We start from the raw sequence: 16699 nt of genomic DNA on the forward strand, positions 1-16699 counted from the left end.
AGTGTTAAACGATAAAATCGTAATTCACGGCGCTAGAGCGCATAACTTAAAGAACATTGACGTCACGATTCCTAAGAATAAACTGGTAGTCATCAGTGGCTTGTCCGGTTCCGGGAAGAGTTCACTGGCGTTTGATACCCTTTATGCGGAAGGCCAACGCCGTTACGTGGAAAGCCTATCGTCCTACGCCCGGCAGTTCCTGGGTCAGATGGATAAGCCGGATGTTGACTCGATTGATGGCCTAAGCCCGGCCATTTCAATCGACCAGAAGACGACCTCGAAGAACCCCCGGTCCACGGTCGGGACGGTGACCGAAATCAACGATTACCTCCGCTTGCTGTGGGCCAGAGTCGGAACGCCTATCTGTCCCAACGACGGGACCAAGATTACCAGTCAGAGTGTCGAGCAGATGGTCAACCAGGTTCTGGACTTGCCCGAACGGACGAAGCTCCAGGTTCTGTCGCCAATCGTGCGGGCCAAGAAGGGGCAACACAAGAAGGTCTTTGAAAAGATTCGCCGCGAGGGCTTTGTCCGCGTGCGCGTGGACGGAGACATCATGGATATTGACGATGTTCCGGAACTAAATAAGAATCAGAACCACGATATCGCGATCGTTATCGATCGGATCGTAGTCAAGTCGGGCATTCGCTCACGGCTCTTCGATTCCTTTGAAGCGGCGCTCCGGTTGAGTGGTGGTTACGCCATTGCCGACCTCATTGGCGGCGAACCAATGATCTTTTCAGAACACTACGCCTGCCCCGTCTGTGGGTTCACGGTGGGTGAACTGGAGCCGCGGTTATTCTCCTTTAACGCGCCGTTCGGGGCCTGCCCCGACTGTGACGGGCTGGGTGTCAAGCTCGAGGTCGACTTGGATCTCGTCGTGCCCGATAAGACCAAGACACTGCGTGAGGGCGCCTTAGCACCCTGGAATCCAATCAGTTCGCAATACTACCCGGCCTTGCTAGAACAGGCCGCGGCTGCCTTTAACATCGACATGGACGTGCCGTTTAAGGATTTACCGAAGGCCGATCGGGACCTGGTTCTTTACGGCTCAAAGGGCAAGGAATTTCACTTCCACTACGAAAATGACTTCGGTGGTGTCCGCGACGTGGATGTTGCCTTCGAAGGTGTCGTTCCCAACGTCGACCGTCGTTACAAGGAAACCAACAGTGACTTCACGCGTGACGTTATGCGTAAGTACATGGCGGAGTTGACCTGTCAGACCTGCCACGGCTACCGGTTGAATCGGCAGGCGCTGAGTGTTCAGGTTAACCACCAACACATCGGGGCGGTCTCGGACTTACCCGTCGATAAGGAACTGGCCTTCTTCAAGGACCTGAGCTTTGGCGAACAGAACCAAGTCATTGCCCAGCCAATTTTAAAGGAAATCAAGGATCGCTTGACCTTCCTGCGTAACGTGGGCTTGGATTACCTGACGCTGAGTCGTTCCGCCCGGACGCTATCCGGTGGGGAAGCACAGCGAATCCGGTTGGCCACCCAGATTGGGTCGAACCTGTCGGGGGTGCTCTACATCCTGGATGAACCCTCGATTGGGCTGCATCAACGGGACAACGACCGGCTCATTTCGTCGCTGAAACAGATGCGTGACCTGGGAAATACCCTGATCGTGGTGGAACACGACGAGGATACCATGCGGGCCGCCGATTATATCGTGGACATCGGCCCAGGTGCCGGGGAAAACGGGGGCCATGTGATGGCCGCCGGCACGCCGAAACAGGTGATGCGCTCACGCAAGTCACTGACCGGGCAGTATCTCTCGGGCAAACGGTACATTCCGGTGCCGCTGACACGGCGTTCCGGTAATGGAAAGACCATTCGGGTGACCGGTGCGGCCGAGAATAACTTGAAAGACATCACAGTGGACTTCCCGTTGGGCGAATTCGTCGTGGTTACTGGGGTCTCCGGTTCCGGGAAGTCAACGCTGGTGAATACCATTTTGAAACGCGCCTTGGCGCAGAAGCTGAACCGAAATTCTGAAAAACCCGGGAAATACAAGAGCATTGCCGGCGTCAAGAACATCGAACGACTGGTGGATATCGATCAGAGTCCAATTGGTCGGACGCCGCGGAGTAACCCGGCCACCTATACCGGGGTCTTCGACGATGTCCGCGCGCTCTTTGCACAGACCAACGATGCCAAACTGCGGGGCTACCAGAAGGGCCGCTTTAGTTTTAACACCAAGGGCGGTCGTTGTGAGGCCTGTCACGGGGATGGGATCTTGAAGATCGAGATGAACTTCCTGCCCGACGTCTACGTGCCCTGCGAGGTTTGTCACGGGACGCGGTATAATTCCGAGACGCTGGAAGTCGAATACAAGGGGAAGAACATCGCCGACGTATTGGACATGACGGTCAGCGAAGCCCTGAAGTTCTTCGAGGCCATTCCTAAGATTACCCGCAAGCTCCAGACCATTCAGGACGTGGGCCTGGGCTACGTGAAGCTCGGTCAACCCGCCACGACGTTGTCCGGTGGGGAAGCCCAACGGATGAAGTTGGCCTCCGAGCTGCATAAGCAACAGAATGGGAAGAACTTCTACATTCTGGATGAACCCACGACCGGTCTGCATACCGACGATATCAAACGCCTGCTGACGGTGCTTCACCGCCTGGTGGACAAGGGCAACACGGTATTGGTCATCGAACATAACTTAGACGTCATCAAGACGGCCGACCACCTGATTGACCTGGGTCCGGAAGGTGGCGAAGCCGGGGGTAACGTGGTTGCGACCGGCACACCGGAAGAATTGGCGGAAGTCAAGGACAGCTATACCGGTCAGTACCTGAAGCCTGTTCTGGAACGGGATAAGGCGCGAACGGAAGCGGATGCCTCGGCGTCATGAAAATGTAAATTAGGACGAGAAGACTGCTAACTGGCGGTTTTCCCGTCCTCTTTTGTTAAGTGAACTTGTTTACCTTAACGAAAACCAGTACAATGGTTGAAAACCGGTCGTCACTTGACCGAAGTTGTGAGGAGATATGTAGACGATGTTTAATATGAATCGAACCCGCTGGGGCTTTGACTGGAGCGAATTCATTCTTGGTATCTTATTCTTAGTTGCCGCGTATGGACTTTTCCGCTCGCCCAAGATTGGGTTAACTGGTTTAGCGATTATTTTTGCCATTATGGCGTTATTGAGTGGGTTTACCACGATTGCTGGGTACCGGAAGCTCCATGAAGCGACGGGATTCCGGGCTAATTTTGCGTTAGTTTTAGGCATCCTGGATATCCTGATTGCGGTAGTCTTCTTCTTTGACATGAACAGTGCCATCGTGACGTTGGGCTACCTGTTTGCCATCTGGTTTATCGTTGATTCCTTGGAACGTTTACTGGTTGCTAGCCACCTGCGGAGCTTCGGGGGCTTTTACTTCTGGCTGTCCATCATCTTTGATGTCCTGGCGTTAGTCGTGGGGATTCTGTTGTTCGTCCACCCGGTCGTGGCCGCACTGTCCCTGAATGGCTTAATCGCCATCTTCTTCACCATCTTTGGCATCAATGCCATCTGGATCTCCATCGCCCGTAGCCGGTAAAGTTACGTAGCGGCTTGCTGGCTTGGTCGCCTTACCGTTCGCCAAATATGAGCTGGAACGCGGTGGGGAGGACCGAACTGAGCCTGAGAAACGGTCTCAGTTCTCGCTTGGAACCGCCCAAAACCGGCGTTTCCAAGTCGCCATTTCCCAAGAAACCCACTTGGGAAATCCCACGGCTGAGCTCATATTTGGCTTCACTCTCGGCTACGGTCATGGTTATCCGCAACCAAACAGTTTATTCAGCCAGGCAATGTCGCTGGTGAACGGCAAGGCGACCAGATCCGCGGCCAGGGCGGGCCAAAGATTTGCCAATTAATGAGTTAATCAAACGCTAGTCCCAGCCTAGATGGTGGGGGCTAGCGTTTTTGTGTGGGGCAGTTTGGTCGAAAAAGAGAAGGATTTGTGGAATTTAAGGGAATTGTTAGGAAAAGACACGCCCGGTGTGTTATACTGCTTAAAGACGTTTTTAAAGAAGCTGGAGGAGAGCCATGACAAATGAAATCCATTTAGTCATCATCACTGGGATGAGTGGCGCCGGGAAGACCGTTGCCATGCAGAGTTTTGAAGATTTGGGGTATTTCTGTATTGATAATATGCCACCTTCGTTACTGCCCAAGTTTTGGGATTTGGTCCGCGAGTCCGGTAAATTATCGAAGATTGCCCTGGTGATCGATTTACGATCCCGAGCATTTTACGATGAAATCGTCAATATGCTGAATAACGTGGCCGTTCACGGCACGATGAACGCCCAGGTCTTATTCCTGGACGCTTCCGATGAGGAGCTGGTCTCGCGCTACAAGGAGACCCGGCGTTCCCATCCCTTGGCGCGCAACGGTCGGGTGATGGAAGGTATTCAACGCGAACGGCGGCTGTTGGCGCCGATTCGCCAGGCGGCACAATTGGTGATCGACACCACCCAGTTGAGCCCCCGGAAGTTGCGGGAAGAGATTTTTCACAATTACGAGACCGAGTCGGCCCAGGTCTTCCACATCGAAGTCATGTCGTTCGGCTTTAAATACGGGTTGCCCATCGATGCCGACATCGTCATGGACGTTCGTTTCCTGCCCAATCCGTACTATATTCCGGCTCTTCGGAATCAAACGGGGAAGGATCAGGATGTTTATGACTACGTCATGGCGCAGCCCCAAACCGAAGAATTTTACGAACAGTTTATCAAGCTCCTCACGACCATCGTGCCGGGCTATAAAAAGGAAGGTAAGGCTAACCTTACCATCGCGATTGGCTGTACGGGCGGGCAACACCGCTCGGTAGCCCTGGCAACACGTATCGGTCAAGCACTAGGCAATACTTACCCAGTCCACGTGACCCATCGCGATATTGAAAAGCGAAAGGAGTCCGCTAACCGCTCATGAGAGATCCATTGCGTACCCGCCGGCCCAAGATTGTGGTCATTGGTGGGGGGACTGGTTTACCGGTCATCTTAGGCAATCTCCGCGATCGTGATGTCGATATCACGGCGGTGGTAACCGTTGCCGATGACGGCGGTTCTTCAGGCATTATTCGCCACTACGTCAACGTGGTGCCGCCTGGAGATATCCGTAACGTCATGGTGGCTCTGGCCGAAGTCCCATCTATTTATAAAGACTTGTTTCAATACCGATTCGAAACGACTGATGATTTCTTTGCCGGCCACGCCATTGGAAACCTAATCATTGCCGCCTTATCGGAAATGAAGGGCGGTATTTTTGATGCTGTCCAAGAACTTTCGCAGTTGATGCGCGTCAACGGTCACATCTATCCGGCCGCTAACGAGCCACTGGAGCTGCACGCGCAGTTTGCCGATGGCAGTACGCTCAGCGGTGAATCCGAGATTACGGCGGCTCACAAGCTGATTAAGCGGGTGTGGGTCGAGACCAGTGATCACCATGACCAACCGCATGCGGTGCGGCAAGTGATCGATGCGATTATGGACGCCGACCAGATTGTGCTGGGACCCGGGAGCTTATTTACCAGTATCCTGCCGAACCTGATGATCGACAGCGTAGGGACGGCCGTCAAGGAGAGTCCCGCCGAGGTTGTGTACATCTGCAATATCATGACGCAGAAAGGTGAAACGGAAAACTTCAGCGATGCCGACCACGTCCGGGTTCTGAATCAACATTTAAACGAAAACTTTATCGACACGGTGCTGGTGAACTCCCAGACGGTGCCGAGTCAGTACATCGATTATCAACGTTGGGATGAGATGTCCCAACCCGTTCGTCACGATTTCCAGGGACTCCGCGATCAGGGGTGCCGGGTAATCTCCACGGACTTTCTTGAATTACGCGATAACGGGGCGTTCCACAATGGGCAGGAGGTTGTCAATGAACTGCTCAACCTGATTGGTCAGCCTCGTTATCGGATGGAAAGGGGACTTTAACGCATGTCATATGCCAGTGAAGTGAAGAAAGAGCTGACGACCCTCGAAGTCCATCGGGACAATGCCAAGGCCGAGCTGGTAGCGTTGATCCGGATGAACGGGGCGTTAGGCTTAGCGAACCACCATTTCGTCTTGAACGTGCAGACGGAGAATCCGGCCATTGCGCGGCGGATGTACCAACTGCTCAAGCAGTTCTACGATTTGGAAAGTGAATTGTTGGTTCGGCGGAAGATGAAATTAAAGAAAAATAACCTCTACATCGTGCGGGTGAAGACCGGTGTGACGGAAGTCTTGTCCGATCTGGGTATTTTCGACGGCATGCAACTGCTCGAATCCGTCCCAGCGGAGATTTTGAATTCCGACCTATCCGTGCGCTCCTACCTACGCGGCGCCTTTCTGGCCGGCGGGTCCGTCAACAATCCGGAAACCAGCCGGTATCATCTGGAGATCTACTCCCTATACGAGGAACATAACCAGATGATTGCGGAAATGATGAACCGGTATAACTTGAACGCGCGAACGATTGTGCGGCGCAGTGGTTATATCACTTATCTGAAGAGTGCCGAAGAAATTGCCGACTTTCTATCGTTAATTGGGGCCACCACGTCCATGCTGAAGTTCGAAGACATTCGGATTATGCGGGACATGCGGAACTCCGTGAACCGGCTGGTCAATTGCGAGAACGCCAACTTAGATAAGGTGGCCAACGCTTCAACCCGGCAGATCGATAACATTCAATTCATCGATGCCACGGTGGGACTGGCGCAGTTGCCGGTCAAACTGCGTGAGGTGGCCGAGACCCGGTTGGCTCACAAGGAAGTCAGCCTCAAGGAACTGGGCGATCTGGTGCCCGGTGGTCCGATCTCCAAGTCGGGGATTAATCATCGACTGCGGAAGATTAACGACTACGCCAAGCAGCTGCGCGAACAGGCTTCTGCTTAAAGTTTTAGAAATAACGAGACCTCGAGCCGAATGGCTGGGGGCCTTTTTGGTCTCTGGACTGGTCAGAGACGCCGCCCGTGGCTTAAACGAGCGATCGGGGCGAGCTTGACGGTCCCGTTGCGCCAGTGTTTCCAAAAAAAACCACCCAACGCTCACAGTCGTTGGGTGGTTTCGTTTAAATTAAACATCAATTACTTGGTTTGTTCGCTACTGTTGGTCATGATGTGGTCGATTAACCCGTAATCGACGGCTTCTTGAGCACTCAAGTAGTTGTCCCGTTCGGTGTCTTGGTTCAGACGTTCAACGGGTTGACCGGAGTTTTCGGCCAAAATCTTGTTGATTAATTCACGCGTCTTCAAGATTTCGCGAGCGGCAATTTCGATTTCGGTCTGTTGACCTTGCGCGCCACCGGATGGTTGGTGAATCATCACTTGGGCGTGAGGCAAGGCAAACCGCTTGCCTTTAGTCCCAGATGAAGCCAGAACACTGGCCATAGAAGCGGCCATCCCCAAGGTGATCGTTTGTACGTCAGATTGGATGAAGTTCATGGTATCGTAGATGGCTAAGCCGGAAGAAACGACACCACCGGGTGAGTTGATGTAAAGTGAGATGTCCTTGGTGGAGTCTTGGGCATCCAAGAAGAGCAATTGTGCAATGATGGCGTTGGCCATGTCATCTTCAATTGGACCGGAAAGCATAATGATCCGGTCTTTTAATAGTCGTGAATAGATATCATAGGCCCGTTCGCCACGGGATGATTGTTCAATAACTGTAGGTACTAAATTCATGACAAGATAGCCTCCCTTATTTATTTAACGTAGAAATGGCTAGCGATTGCTAACATGTTGCTAGTGTACCGCTATGGTCAAAATAGGTCAAACAATATGACTTCGATAATTTCAACAACCATTTGACTAGAACTATCATACCAGAAATTGACCAAACGTCACGTATTCTATCACGTTAGCCACCGGTTACGCCAAGAAAGTGACCACTTACGAACGCGCTATTTATTTTTGGTCGGTCGTATGGTTAACTAAGTAAGACGAAAGGGGGTGACGACTTGAAAATCCATGTGGAGGTTGATCCGACACTAAGCGAACCGGAAGTGACCATCCGGGTACCAGCCCGCACACCAGTGGTTGACCAGTTAGTGGGGGCCATTCAAGAGGTCGCGGCGGGCAATCAGCAGTGGACGTTCAGTTGGCACGGCGAGAGTTTTCGGGTCAATCTTACGGATATTCTATTCTTCGAGGCAAGTGACCATCAGGTGGCGGTGCATACGGCAACGGCGCGCTATACGACCACGCAGCGGCTGTACGAATTAGCGGAGGCCCTGCCGCCTCAGTTCATGCGGGTTTCCAAGTCGGCCATCCTCAATCGGACGCAGGTCTTCTCCCTGACGCGGTCGGTGACGGGGAACCTGGTTAAATTTCAAAATTCACACAAGCAACTCTACGTTTCGCGGCGTTATTATCAGGCGTTGAAGCGGGCGCTAGAGGAAAAGGGGTAAAAATTATGCGTAAACGAGCAAATTGGTTTTGGGGCGTCTTCCTGGTCCTAGGCGCCGTGGTCCTAGTGACGAGTCAACTCGGTATCTTCAGTTATCACGTGGGTCTCTGGCCACTATTGTTGGCGGTTTTTCTGGTGGCGGCCTTCGTTGAAAGTCTCATGCATCTGGCCGTGTGGGGGATGGTCTTCTCCCTGGCGTTTCTGGCCATTATCTTTGCTAAGCCGCTGGGCATCGCGGCCCTGGCCCCGTGGACCATTCTGATTGCGGCGGTGTTGTTGTCGCTGGGACTGTCATTGATCATTCGGCCCAAGCGCTGGTACCACTACGATTGGCGGGCTCAGGGAAATTGGTCGCATCACCATCACCGCGATTGGTCGCACCACGGCGAGGATGACGTGGAAACGCTAGACGACTCGGCCATTGTGGTCGATGTCAATATGAGTAACAGCATCCGCTACCTCCAGTCGAGTGATTTTCGTCAGGCGGACGTGCGGGTTTCCATGGGCAATGCCAAGCTGTACTTTGACGACGTGACCCTCAGCGATGGTGGGGCCCTAATCAACGTGGACGCCCATCTCGGTGGCATTCAACTGTATCTTCCTACGGACTGGAACGTGAAGGTGGACGTGGATGCCGACCTCGGAAGCGTCGAGACCACGGGGGAACCCGCGGGAACGACTGGTCCAACGGTGATGGTCAAGGGGCGGGTCTCCCTGGGGGGCCTTGGAATTATTTATATTTAAACAAACTGTAGGAAGCCTGGGACAAAATCGCCCAGGCTTGTTTGCGTCACCTTTACATAGCTAAAACGTGCGCCAAAAGGCAGTCGGTTCCGCTTAAAACGACTAACCAAACAATCCAAGCCCGGGATTATTCAGTTAGCAGCCTTAATGCTCGCCGGCTAATCGCCTTTTGTCACACTCCCTTTTTAAGCGACAAAAAAAGCCTCATCCCGAAAGATGAGACCTGACCGCTTTGCTGGTAATGCGCCCGGAGGGAATCGAACCCCCATTTCAAGAACCGGAATCTTACGTGCGATCCATTACACTACGGGCGCATAGTGATTAACAACACCTTAACTACTATAACTGATTTTGGATAAAAATACAAGTTAGTTTCTGATGAGAATGCCAGATTTACCGAACGTCGGGATTCGGCGAACCGGCCACGCCAAATTAGTCGTTACCTGAACGCTGTCAGCGGAATTATGCTATAATATCGGCATTAACTTTTCAGTGGGGGCCAAAGATGACGCGACATAAGACTTTTCGCCTAGTGGTGGATGCACTGTTGATGGCGATCGTTTTACTACAAAATATTTTACCTTTCTTGGGGTACATCCCATTAGGACCGTTCAGCATGACCCTGATTGGGTTGACGGTCATCGTGGCCGGCACGGCGTTGGGACCCAAGGACGGGATGCTCATTGGGGGCTTCTGGGGCCTGATTACCTTCGTACGGGCCTTCACCTGGCCATCGAGTCCGGTTGCGCCGCTGGTGTTTACCAATCCGCTGGTTTCGGTCGTGCCGCGTCTCCTGATGGGGTTGGGCGCCGGCCTGATTTACCTGTGGGGGCGTAATCGGCAGTGGCCGATGCGTCGAGCCATGCGCTGGGCTGCGGCGGTGGCGGCGTTGATTAACACGTTACTTGTGTTAGGTTTGGTCTTTTTCTTCTATCAAACACCGGCCGTTGCGACGGCCTTTGGCGCCAAAGGCAACCAGACGTTGGGTTACGTCCTGATGCTTTCGCTGGTGACCAATGCCATTCCGGAATTAATCTTGGATGTCCTAGTCGCACCGTTGATTGCGGCCCCGTTACGCAAGCGGTGGGATAAAATTAATCATGTGATGAGATGAAAAATAAGCGTGGGCGCAAAGGCGGTTAGCCGGATAATCCGGGCCTTGACTGTTGGGATTATTAGGTTTAAACAGAACCGATTGCCTTTAGGTCTGCGTTTCGGCCAGCTAGCGTTGGTGTGCAAGAGTTTGGGGATTTTATGCCGAACTCTTTTTTTATAGACCGGTGGTCATGCCACGCTGAGGCCCTCAAAAGGGTATAAAAAAAGTCGCAACCACCACGGGTTACGACGAGCCAATGCGCCCGGAGGGAATCGAACCCCCATTTCAAGAACCGGAATCTTACGTGCGATCCATTACACTACGGGCGCATAGTGCCTTTGCTCTTTTTGAGCACTTAACTACTATAACCGAAGCTGAATATAAATTCAAGGGGCGTTTAAATATTTTTTATTTTCGAAAATTTCTACACCCAAATCGGCGGGAGTGTTGGCTTGCAATGTTGGGGATGGGGGCTTATACTAACAAACGTAAAGGTTAGCTCTGGTTGGCCTGAATTTTTTTGACCAGGGTGGGCGCTAGTCGACCACCGCTGGTCGTTAATCGTCCCACTAGGAGGTAAGTCGGATGCGTGAAGATTGGCAGTGGGTGGAAGCTATTATGCCCCAGATGGTTACGAAATTAACCAGCCGATTCCGGGTCCTCCAAGGGATCGCGAACACGCAGCCGGTTGGCCGCCGCACATTGGCCACCAACTTGGACTGCTCCGAGCGGACGATTCGGACGACTACGGATGCTCTAGCCGAGCTGGGCTTTATTCAGATGTCGGTGAAGGGCATGCAAATCACGGAGGCCGGTCAACGGCTCTTACGCGGGTTAGCGCCCGTGATGAATGACCTGTCCGGTTGGCAGGATCGCGAACGGCAACTGGCAGCTAAGCTACACATTGCCCACTGCACGATTGTGCCCGGTGACAGTACCGCCCCGACCGGATCGCTCATGGCGATGGCGCAAGCGGCCCGCCAAGTCTTGACGGATCAGTTGCCTGCGGGCAAGAGCACCATTGCCGTGATGGGCGGCCATACGTTAGCGACTGTGGCTTCGGTTCTGACGCCGGCCCTGTCGATTAACCGGGAATTGTTGTTCGTTCCGGCCCGCGGTGGGGTTGGTGAGGCGCCGGCCATTCAGGCTAACGCCGTGAGCGCCCAGATGGCCCAGCAGACCAACGGCCAGTTTCGTTCCTTATTCATTCCCGAGCAGTTAAACACGGCGACCTACAAGCCGCTGTTTGCGGAGCCCGCGATTCACGAGGTGCTTCAGCTGATTGCTCAGAGTAATGTTGTGATTCACGGCATCGGTCAAGCCTTCGTGATGGCCGAGCGCCGGAAAATTTCACCCCACGTGATTGCCGATTTGACGGCCGCACATGCCGTGGGGGAGGCCTTCGGCTATTTCTTCGATGCCGAGGGTCACGTGGTCAGTAAATTTCCCCGAATTGGGGTCGAAATTGCTGATTTAGCCGCTAAAGAATTAGTGGTTGCCGTTGCCGGGGGTGCCGAGAAGGGCGCCGCCATTGCGGCCTACATGCATTTAGCGCCAGCTTCAACTTGGCTAATAACCGATGAAGGAGCTGCTGACTTTGTTTTAAAAAAGTGATACACTTAACACGTACTGCTTTTTAAAAAATTATTCTTTATTTGCTTCCTGAAGGAGGAAATCACAGTATGACTGTAAAGATTGGTATTAATGGTTTCGGACGTATCGGCCGTTTGGCTTTCAAGCGGATTCACGAACTCCACTCAAGCGACATCGAAGTTGTTGCCATCAACGATTTGACGACACCTTCAATGTTAGCTTACTTGTTGAAGTATGACTCAACTCATGGCCGTTTCCCTGGTGAAGTTTCATCAACGGATAAGGGTATCGTGGTTGACGGTAAGGAATACCCTGTATATGCTGAACCAAAGGCACAAAACATTCCTTGGGTTAAGAATGACGGTGTTGACTTCGTCCTCGAATGTACCGGTTTCTACACTTCCGAAGAAAAGTCACAAGCACATATCGATGCTGGTGTTAAGCGGGTTCTGATCTCCGCTCCAGCCGGTGCCGTTACGACTGTTGTTCCTGGCGTTAACTTGGACGTTTTGAGCAAGGATGACGTTATCGTTTCTGCTGGTTCTTGCACGACCAACTGCTTGGCCCCAATGGCATACTTCTTAAACGAAGAATTTGGCATCAAGGCCGGGACTATGACGACTATCCACGCCTTCACTTCTACGCAAATGATCTTGGACGGCCCTCGTGGCAAGAAGATGCGTAACAACCGTACCGCAAGCATCAACACCATTCCTCACTCAACTGGTGCTGCTAAGGCTATCGGTTTAGTTATCCCTGACTTGAAGGGTAAGTTACAAGGCCATGCACAACGTGTTGGTGTTGTTGACGGTTCCTTGACTGAATTAGTTACTGTTCTGGACAAGAAGGTTACTGCTGACGAAGTCAACGAAGCTATCAAGAAGCACACTGAAGGTAACGATGCTTTCGGTTACAACGCTGATGAAATCGTTTCTACTGATATCATCGATGACGACCATGGTTCTGTTTACGACCCAACGCAAACGGAAGTTACCACTGCCGGTGACACCCAATTAGTTAAGACCGTTGCTTGGTACGATAACGAATGGGGCTTCACTTGCAACATGGTTCGGACCTTATTGCACTTCGCTACGCTCTAATCAGCTAGCGGCGCAAGTCGGTTAAATTTAAACAGTTTAAGTGTTAAACGCGGCGGAGGAGGGCATTCTCCGACGCGTTTTTCATTAGTTTTGAAAATTAACACAAGTCCTTTGAATTCTGAAGGTAAGTGCTGTATATTGTGAAAGTAATCTTTTATTTTGATAAGCAATCAAGGAGGGTTTTCTAAATTGGCTAAATTAACAGTTTCTGATTTAGACTTAAAGGGCAAAAAAGTCCTTATGCGGGTCGACTTCAACGTCCCAATCAAAGACGGTGTGATCGGTAACGATAACCGTATCGTGGCTGCATTACCAACGATCAAGTACGTAAGTGAACATGGTGGCAAGGCCATCCTCTTGTCCCACTTAGGTCGGATCAAGAAGGAAGAAGACAAGCCAGGTTTGTCCATGCGTCCAGTCGCAGAACGCCTGTCCAACTTGTTAAACAAGCCAGTAACCTTCGTCCCAACGACTGAAGGTAAGCAACTCGAAGACGCCATTGACGGTTTGAGTGATGGGGATGTTTTGGTTATGGAAAACACCCGTTACGAAGACGTTAAGGACGGCGAAAACGTTAAGCGTGAATCCGGTAACGACCCTGAATTGGGCAAGTACTGGGCTTCATTGGGTGACGTCTTCGTTAACGATGCGTTCGGGACGGCTCACCGTTCCCACGCTTCTAACGTCGGCATTGCTTCCAATATGGGCCAAACGGCTGCCGGCTTCTTGATGGAAAAGGAAATCAAGTTTATCGGTGGCGCCGTGGACAACCCAGAACACCCATTTGTTGCCATCTTAGGTGGTGCCAAGGTTTCTGACAAGATCGGTGTGATCGATAACTTATTGGCCAAGGCCGACAAGATTCTTATCGGTGGTGGGATGACTTACACGTTCTACGCCGCTAAGGGCATGAAGATCGGGAACTCCCTGGTTGAAAAGGACAAGATTGACTTAGCCAAGGAAATCTTAGACAAGGCCGGCGACAAGCTGGTTCTGCCTACGGACTCCGTTGTTGCTGAAAAATTCGATAACGATGCCGCCCACAAGACGGTTGATGGCGATATTCCTGATGGCTACATGGCCTTGGATATCGGACCTAAGTCTGTTGCTGAATTCGAAGATGTTTTGAAGTCAGCTAAGACGGTGGTTTGGAACGGCCCGATGGGTGTCTTCGAAATGAGTAATTATGCAGAAGGTACCTTGGAAATTGGTAAGTTCTTAGGGACTTTGACCGAAGCCAAGACCATCGTTGGTGGTGGGGATTCCACTGCTGCCGTTCAACAACTCGGTGTTGCTGACAAATTGTCCCACATTTCTACTGGTGGTGGCGCTTCTCTGGAATACCTTGAAGGTAAGACGTTACCAGGAATTGCTGCAATTTCTGATAAGTAAATGGATAAAGAGCTGTGGTGCCAGTCATCATGGCTTTTTATTATGATGACCGCTCATCGCGAAGACACTTCACTGGCTAAATGGCGGGGCGTCCGGTAAGATGATAAGCGTAGTCAATTTATTTTGAGAAAGGGTGGATTAGGTTGCGGATACCCCTGATTGCAGGTAACTGGAAAATGAATAAGTCGGTTACGGAAGCCCGCAGTTTCATCGAAGCTGTTCAGGGTAAACTACCGGCTACGGATACCGTAGAAACGGCCATTGCGGCCCCGGCGTTGTTTCTACAAACAATGCTGGACGCTAACCAGGACAATATCTTGCGGATTGCCGCGGAGACGTGCTACTACGAAGACGAGGGGGCCTATACGGGCGAGACCAGCCCCAAGGCGCTCCACGAGATGGGGATTCCCTATACCATCGTGGGCCATTCCGAACGGCGGCGGTACTTTAACGAAACGGATGATGTGATCAACCGTAAAGTCCTCGCTGTTTTGCGCAACGGAATGACGCCCATCGTGTGTTGCGATGAAACCATGGGGCGTCGGGAATCCGGCGAAAAGATTCATTGGGTCGTCAACCAAGTTTCCGCTGCTTTAAGCGGGGTTAGTAGTGAGGATGCCGCCAAGATTGTGATTGCCTATGAACCGAGTTGGGCGATTGGCAGTGGGACTTCGGCATCGGCAGACCAGGCCGAGGATGGCTGTTACCTGATCCGCCAAACGTTGGCCGATCTTTACTCGGATGATGTGGCCAATGGCGTTCGTGTTTTATATGGTGGGAGCGTGAAGCCGGACAATATTGTCGGTTTAATGCAGCGAGATAACGTGGATGGCGTCTTAGCCGGGGGTTCCAGCCTCGACGAGCAGTCATTTATTCAGCTCGCAAACTACCAAAATTTGTAAAACGGTAAAATTGTGATTGAAAGTTCAAAGTTAAACTTATAGAATGATACATGGGATGGTTGTCTTGTTCCCGTGAAGCCAAACTTTCATAAGGAGAGAATACAAAAAATGTCTATTATTTCTGATATTTACGCACGCGAAGTCTTAGATTCTCGTGGTAACCCAACTGTTGAAGTTGAACTCTACACCGAAGCCGGTGCTATGGGCCGGGGGATCGTTCCTTCTGGTGCCTCAACTGGTGAACACGAAGCCGTTGAACTTCGTGATGGCGACAAGAGTCGTTTCATGGGTAAGGGTGTTACTAAGGCCGTTGACAACGTTAACAACCTGATTGCCAAGGAAATTGTCGGCTACGATGTTACCGACCAACGGGCTATCGACCAAGCCATGATCGACTTGGATGGTACGCCAAACAAGGGTAAGTTAGGGGCCAACGCCATCTTGGGTGTTTCTTTAGCCGCTGCCCGTGCCGCTGCTGACGAATTAGGCCAACCTTTGTACAACTACTTAGGCGGGTTCAATGGTCACGTTTTACCTACGCCAATGATGAACGTTATCAACGGTGGGAAGCACGCCAACAACAAGGTTGACTTCCAAGAATTCATGATCATGCCTGTTGGTGCTAAGAGTGTCAAGGAAGCTATCCGGATGGGTTCCGAAACGTTCCACAACTTAAAGAACTTGTTGAACGAAAAGGGCTACTCAACTGCCGTTGGTGACGAAGGTGGTTTTGCTCCTGACTTGAAGAACAACGAAGAACCATTCGAAATCTTAGTTGAAGCAATCAAGAACGCCGGCTACGTCCCTGGTAAGGATGTTGCTATCGCCTTTGACTGTGCTTCATCAGAATTCTACAACGCTGACACCAAGAAGTACGAACTTAAGGGTGACGGCAAGGAATACACTGCTGAAGAATTCGTTACCTTACTTGAAGGTATCGTTGACAAGTACCCAGTTGTTTCTATCGAAGATCCTTTGGATGAAAACGAATGGGAAGACTGGCAAATGGCTACGAAGCGCTTAGGCAAGAAGGTCCAAATCGTCGGTGACGACTTGTTCGTTACGAACACGGACTACTTGGCTAAGGGAATCAAGATGGGTGTTGGTAACTCTATCTTAATCAAGCTGAACCAAATCGGGACTTTGACTGAAACCGTTGAAGCCGTTGAAATGGCTAAGCAAGCTGGCTACACGGCCGTTATCTCTCACCGTTCTGGTGAAACTGAAGACACGACTATCGCCGACTTAGTTGTTGCTTTGAACGCTGGTCAAATCAAGACTGGTTCTATGAGCCGTGGCGAACGGATCGCCAAGTACAACCAATTAATGCGGATCGAAGACCAATTAGGTAAGACTTCCGAATACAAGGGGATTCACTCCTTCTACAACTTGGACGAAGACGCACGTTTGGCCATCGTTAACAAGTAATTCAAAAGTTAAATTAGAGAGTGGCATTTACGCATTTCGGTGGGTAGATGCCACTTTTT

The 16699-nt window shown here is 51.5% G+C and carries 14 protein-coding genes and 2 tRNA genes; 13 read left to right on the plus strand and 3 right to left on the minus strand.

Annotated elements, in window-relative coordinates; translation table 11 throughout:
* Position 1 precedes the first annotated feature (1 nt).
* From uvrA to whiA, 5 genes are all read left to right on the plus strand, one after another.
* Complete coding sequence (gene uvrA, locus V8I28_RS07560; protein ID WP_341779515.1) at positions 2 to 2860, plus strand: excinuclease ABC subunit UvrA; 2859 nt, start codon at positions 2 to 4, stop codon at positions 2858 to 2860.
* A 145-nt stretch (positions 2861 to 3005) separates the two neighbouring features.
* Positions 3006 to 3548 carry an HdeD family acid-resistance protein gene (locus tag V8I28_RS07565; RefSeq protein WP_341779516.1) on the plus strand — a complete coding sequence of 181 codons (543 nt, stop codon included), beginning with the start codon at positions 3006 to 3008 and terminating at the stop codon, positions 3546 to 3548.
* A gap of 488 nt (positions 3549 to 4036) precedes the next feature.
* The gene (gene rapZ / locus V8I28_RS07570; RefSeq protein WP_341779517.1) at positions 4037 to 4921 is read left to right on the plus strand and encodes an RNase adapter RapZ; all 885 of its coding nucleotides are present in this window, start codon (positions 4037 to 4039) and stop codon (positions 4919 to 4921) included.
* On the plus strand, positions 4918 to 5931 hold the full coding sequence (locus V8I28_RS07575) for a gluconeogenesis factor YvcK family protein (protein WP_341779518.1): 1014 nt from the start codon (positions 4918 to 4920) through the stop codon (positions 5929 to 5931). The genes rapZ and V8I28_RS07575 overlap by 4 nt, the downstream gene beginning before the upstream one ends.
* A 3-nt stretch (positions 5932 to 5934) precedes the next feature.
* Positions 5935 to 6873, plus strand: a complete 939-nt coding sequence (whiA, locus tag V8I28_RS07580) for a DNA-binding protein WhiA (RefSeq protein ID WP_341779519.1) — start codon at positions 5935 to 5937, stop codon at positions 6871 to 6873.
* A 191-nt stretch (positions 6874 to 7064) separates the two neighbouring features.
* On the opposite strand, the gene clpP is transcribed toward whiA, so the two are convergent.
* Positions 7065 to 7661: an ATP-dependent Clp endopeptidase proteolytic subunit ClpP gene (gene clpP, locus V8I28_RS07585; protein WP_341779520.1), complete on the minus strand. Its 597-nt coding sequence runs from the start codon at positions 7659 to 7661 to the stop codon at positions 7065 to 7067.
* Positions 7662 to 7936: 275 nt separating this feature from the next.
* Here clpP and V8I28_RS07590 point away from each other — a divergent pair, with 275 nt between their 5' ends.
* Together V8I28_RS07590 and V8I28_RS07595 are read left to right on the plus strand one after the other, a co-directional pair.
* Positions 7937 to 8386: a LytTR family DNA-binding domain-containing protein gene (locus V8I28_RS07590; RefSeq protein ID WP_341779522.1), complete on the plus strand. Its 450-nt coding sequence runs from the start codon at positions 7937 to 7939 to the stop codon at positions 8384 to 8386.
* Positions 8387 to 8391: 5 nt separating this feature from the next.
* Entirely contained in the window at positions 8392 to 9129 is a 738-nt protein-coding gene (locus V8I28_RS07595) for a LiaF transmembrane domain-containing protein (RefSeq protein ID WP_341779523.1), read from the plus strand.
* 242 nt (positions 9130 to 9371) lie between these two features.
* On the opposite strand, the gene V8I28_RS07600 is transcribed toward V8I28_RS07595, so the two are convergent.
* Positions 9372 to 9443 (minus strand) — tRNA-Arg (locus V8I28_RS07600).
* A gap of 191 nt (positions 9444 to 9634) precedes the next feature.
* On the opposite strand from V8I28_RS07600, the gene V8I28_RS07605 reads away from it, so the two are divergent.
* Positions 9635 to 10243: an ECF transporter S component gene (locus tag V8I28_RS07605; RefSeq protein WP_341779524.1), complete on the plus strand. Its 609-nt coding sequence runs from the start codon at positions 9635 to 9637 to the stop codon at positions 10241 to 10243.
* A 239-nt stretch (positions 10244 to 10482) separates the two neighbouring features.
* On the opposite strand, the gene V8I28_RS07610 is transcribed toward V8I28_RS07605, so the two are convergent.
* Positions 10483 to 10554, minus strand: a tRNA-Arg gene (locus tag V8I28_RS07610).
* A gap of 256 nt (positions 10555 to 10810) precedes the next feature.
* Here V8I28_RS07610 and V8I28_RS07615 point away from each other — a divergent pair.
* The 5 genes from V8I28_RS07615 (at position 10811) to eno (ending at position 16640) form a co-directional block, all read left to right on the plus strand.
* Positions 10811 to 11839, plus strand: a complete 1029-nt coding sequence (locus V8I28_RS07615; protein ID WP_341779525.1) for a sugar-binding transcriptional regulator — start codon at positions 10811 to 10813, stop codon at positions 11837 to 11839.
* Between the two features lie 68 nt (positions 11840 to 11907).
* Entirely contained in the window at positions 11908 to 12918 is a 1011-nt protein-coding gene (gap, locus tag V8I28_RS07620; protein ID WP_233669699.1) for a type I glyceraldehyde-3-phosphate dehydrogenase, read from the plus strand.
* Between the two features lie 189 nt (positions 12919 to 13107).
* Positions 13108 to 14310: a phosphoglycerate kinase gene (locus V8I28_RS07625; protein WP_341779526.1), complete on the plus strand. Its 1203-nt coding sequence runs from the start codon at positions 13108 to 13110 to the stop codon at positions 14308 to 14310.
* 143 nt (positions 14311 to 14453) lie between these two features.
* Positions 14454 to 15212 (plus strand): triose-phosphate isomerase, encoded by a 759-nt coding sequence (gene tpiA / locus V8I28_RS07630; RefSeq protein WP_341779527.1) that lies wholly within the window; start codon positions 14454 to 14456, stop codon positions 15210 to 15212.
* A gap of 108 nt (positions 15213 to 15320) precedes the next feature.
* A complete protein-coding gene (gene eno, locus V8I28_RS07635) occupies positions 15321 to 16640 on the plus strand; it encodes a phosphopyruvate hydratase (protein ID WP_233669702.1) in 1320 nt (439 codons plus the stop codon).
* Positions 16641 to 16699: the final 59 nt, after the last annotated feature.

Origin of the sequence: Levilactobacillus sp. HBUAS70063 (assembly GCF_038374745.1) — a bacterium.
In the GTDB taxonomy this organism is placed as follows: domain Bacteria; phylum Bacillota; class Bacilli; order Lactobacillales; family Lactobacillaceae; genus Levilactobacillus.

Coding starts and splice junctions, on each gene's coding strand:
- gap (WP_233669699.1), top strand. CDS start 11,908: ATGACTGTAAAGATTGGTATTAATGGTTTCGGACGTATCGGCCGTTTG.
- rapZ (WP_341779517.1), top strand. CDS start 4,037: ATGACAAATGAAATCCATTTAGTCATCATCACTGGGATGAGTGGCGCC.
- V8I28_RS07615 (WP_341779525.1), top strand. CDS start 10,811: ATGCGTGAAGATTGGCAGTGGGTGGAAGCTATTATGCCCCAGATGGTT.
- clpP (WP_341779520.1), bottom strand. CDS start 7,661: ATGAATTTAGTACCTACAGTTATTGAACAATCATCCCGTGGCGAACGG.
- V8I28_RS07605 (WP_341779524.1), top strand. CDS start 9,635: ATGACGCGACATAAGACTTTTCGCCTAGTGGTGGATGCACTGTTGATG.
- V8I28_RS07575 (WP_341779518.1), top strand. CDS start 4,918: ATGAGAGATCCATTGCGTACCCGCCGGCCCAAGATTGTGGTCATTGGT.
- V8I28_RS07595 (WP_341779523.1), top strand. CDS start 8,392: ATGCGTAAACGAGCAAATTGGTTTTGGGGCGTCTTCCTGGTCCTAGGC.
- V8I28_RS07565 (WP_341779516.1), top strand. CDS start 3,006: ATGTTTAATATGAATCGAACCCGCTGGGGCTTTGACTGGAGCGAATTC.
- whiA (WP_341779519.1), top strand. CDS start 5,935: ATGTCATATGCCAGTGAAGTGAAGAAAGAGCTGACGACCCTCGAAGTC.
- eno (WP_233669702.1), top strand. CDS start 15,321: ATGTCTATTATTTCTGATATTTACGCACGCGAAGTCTTAGATTCTCGT.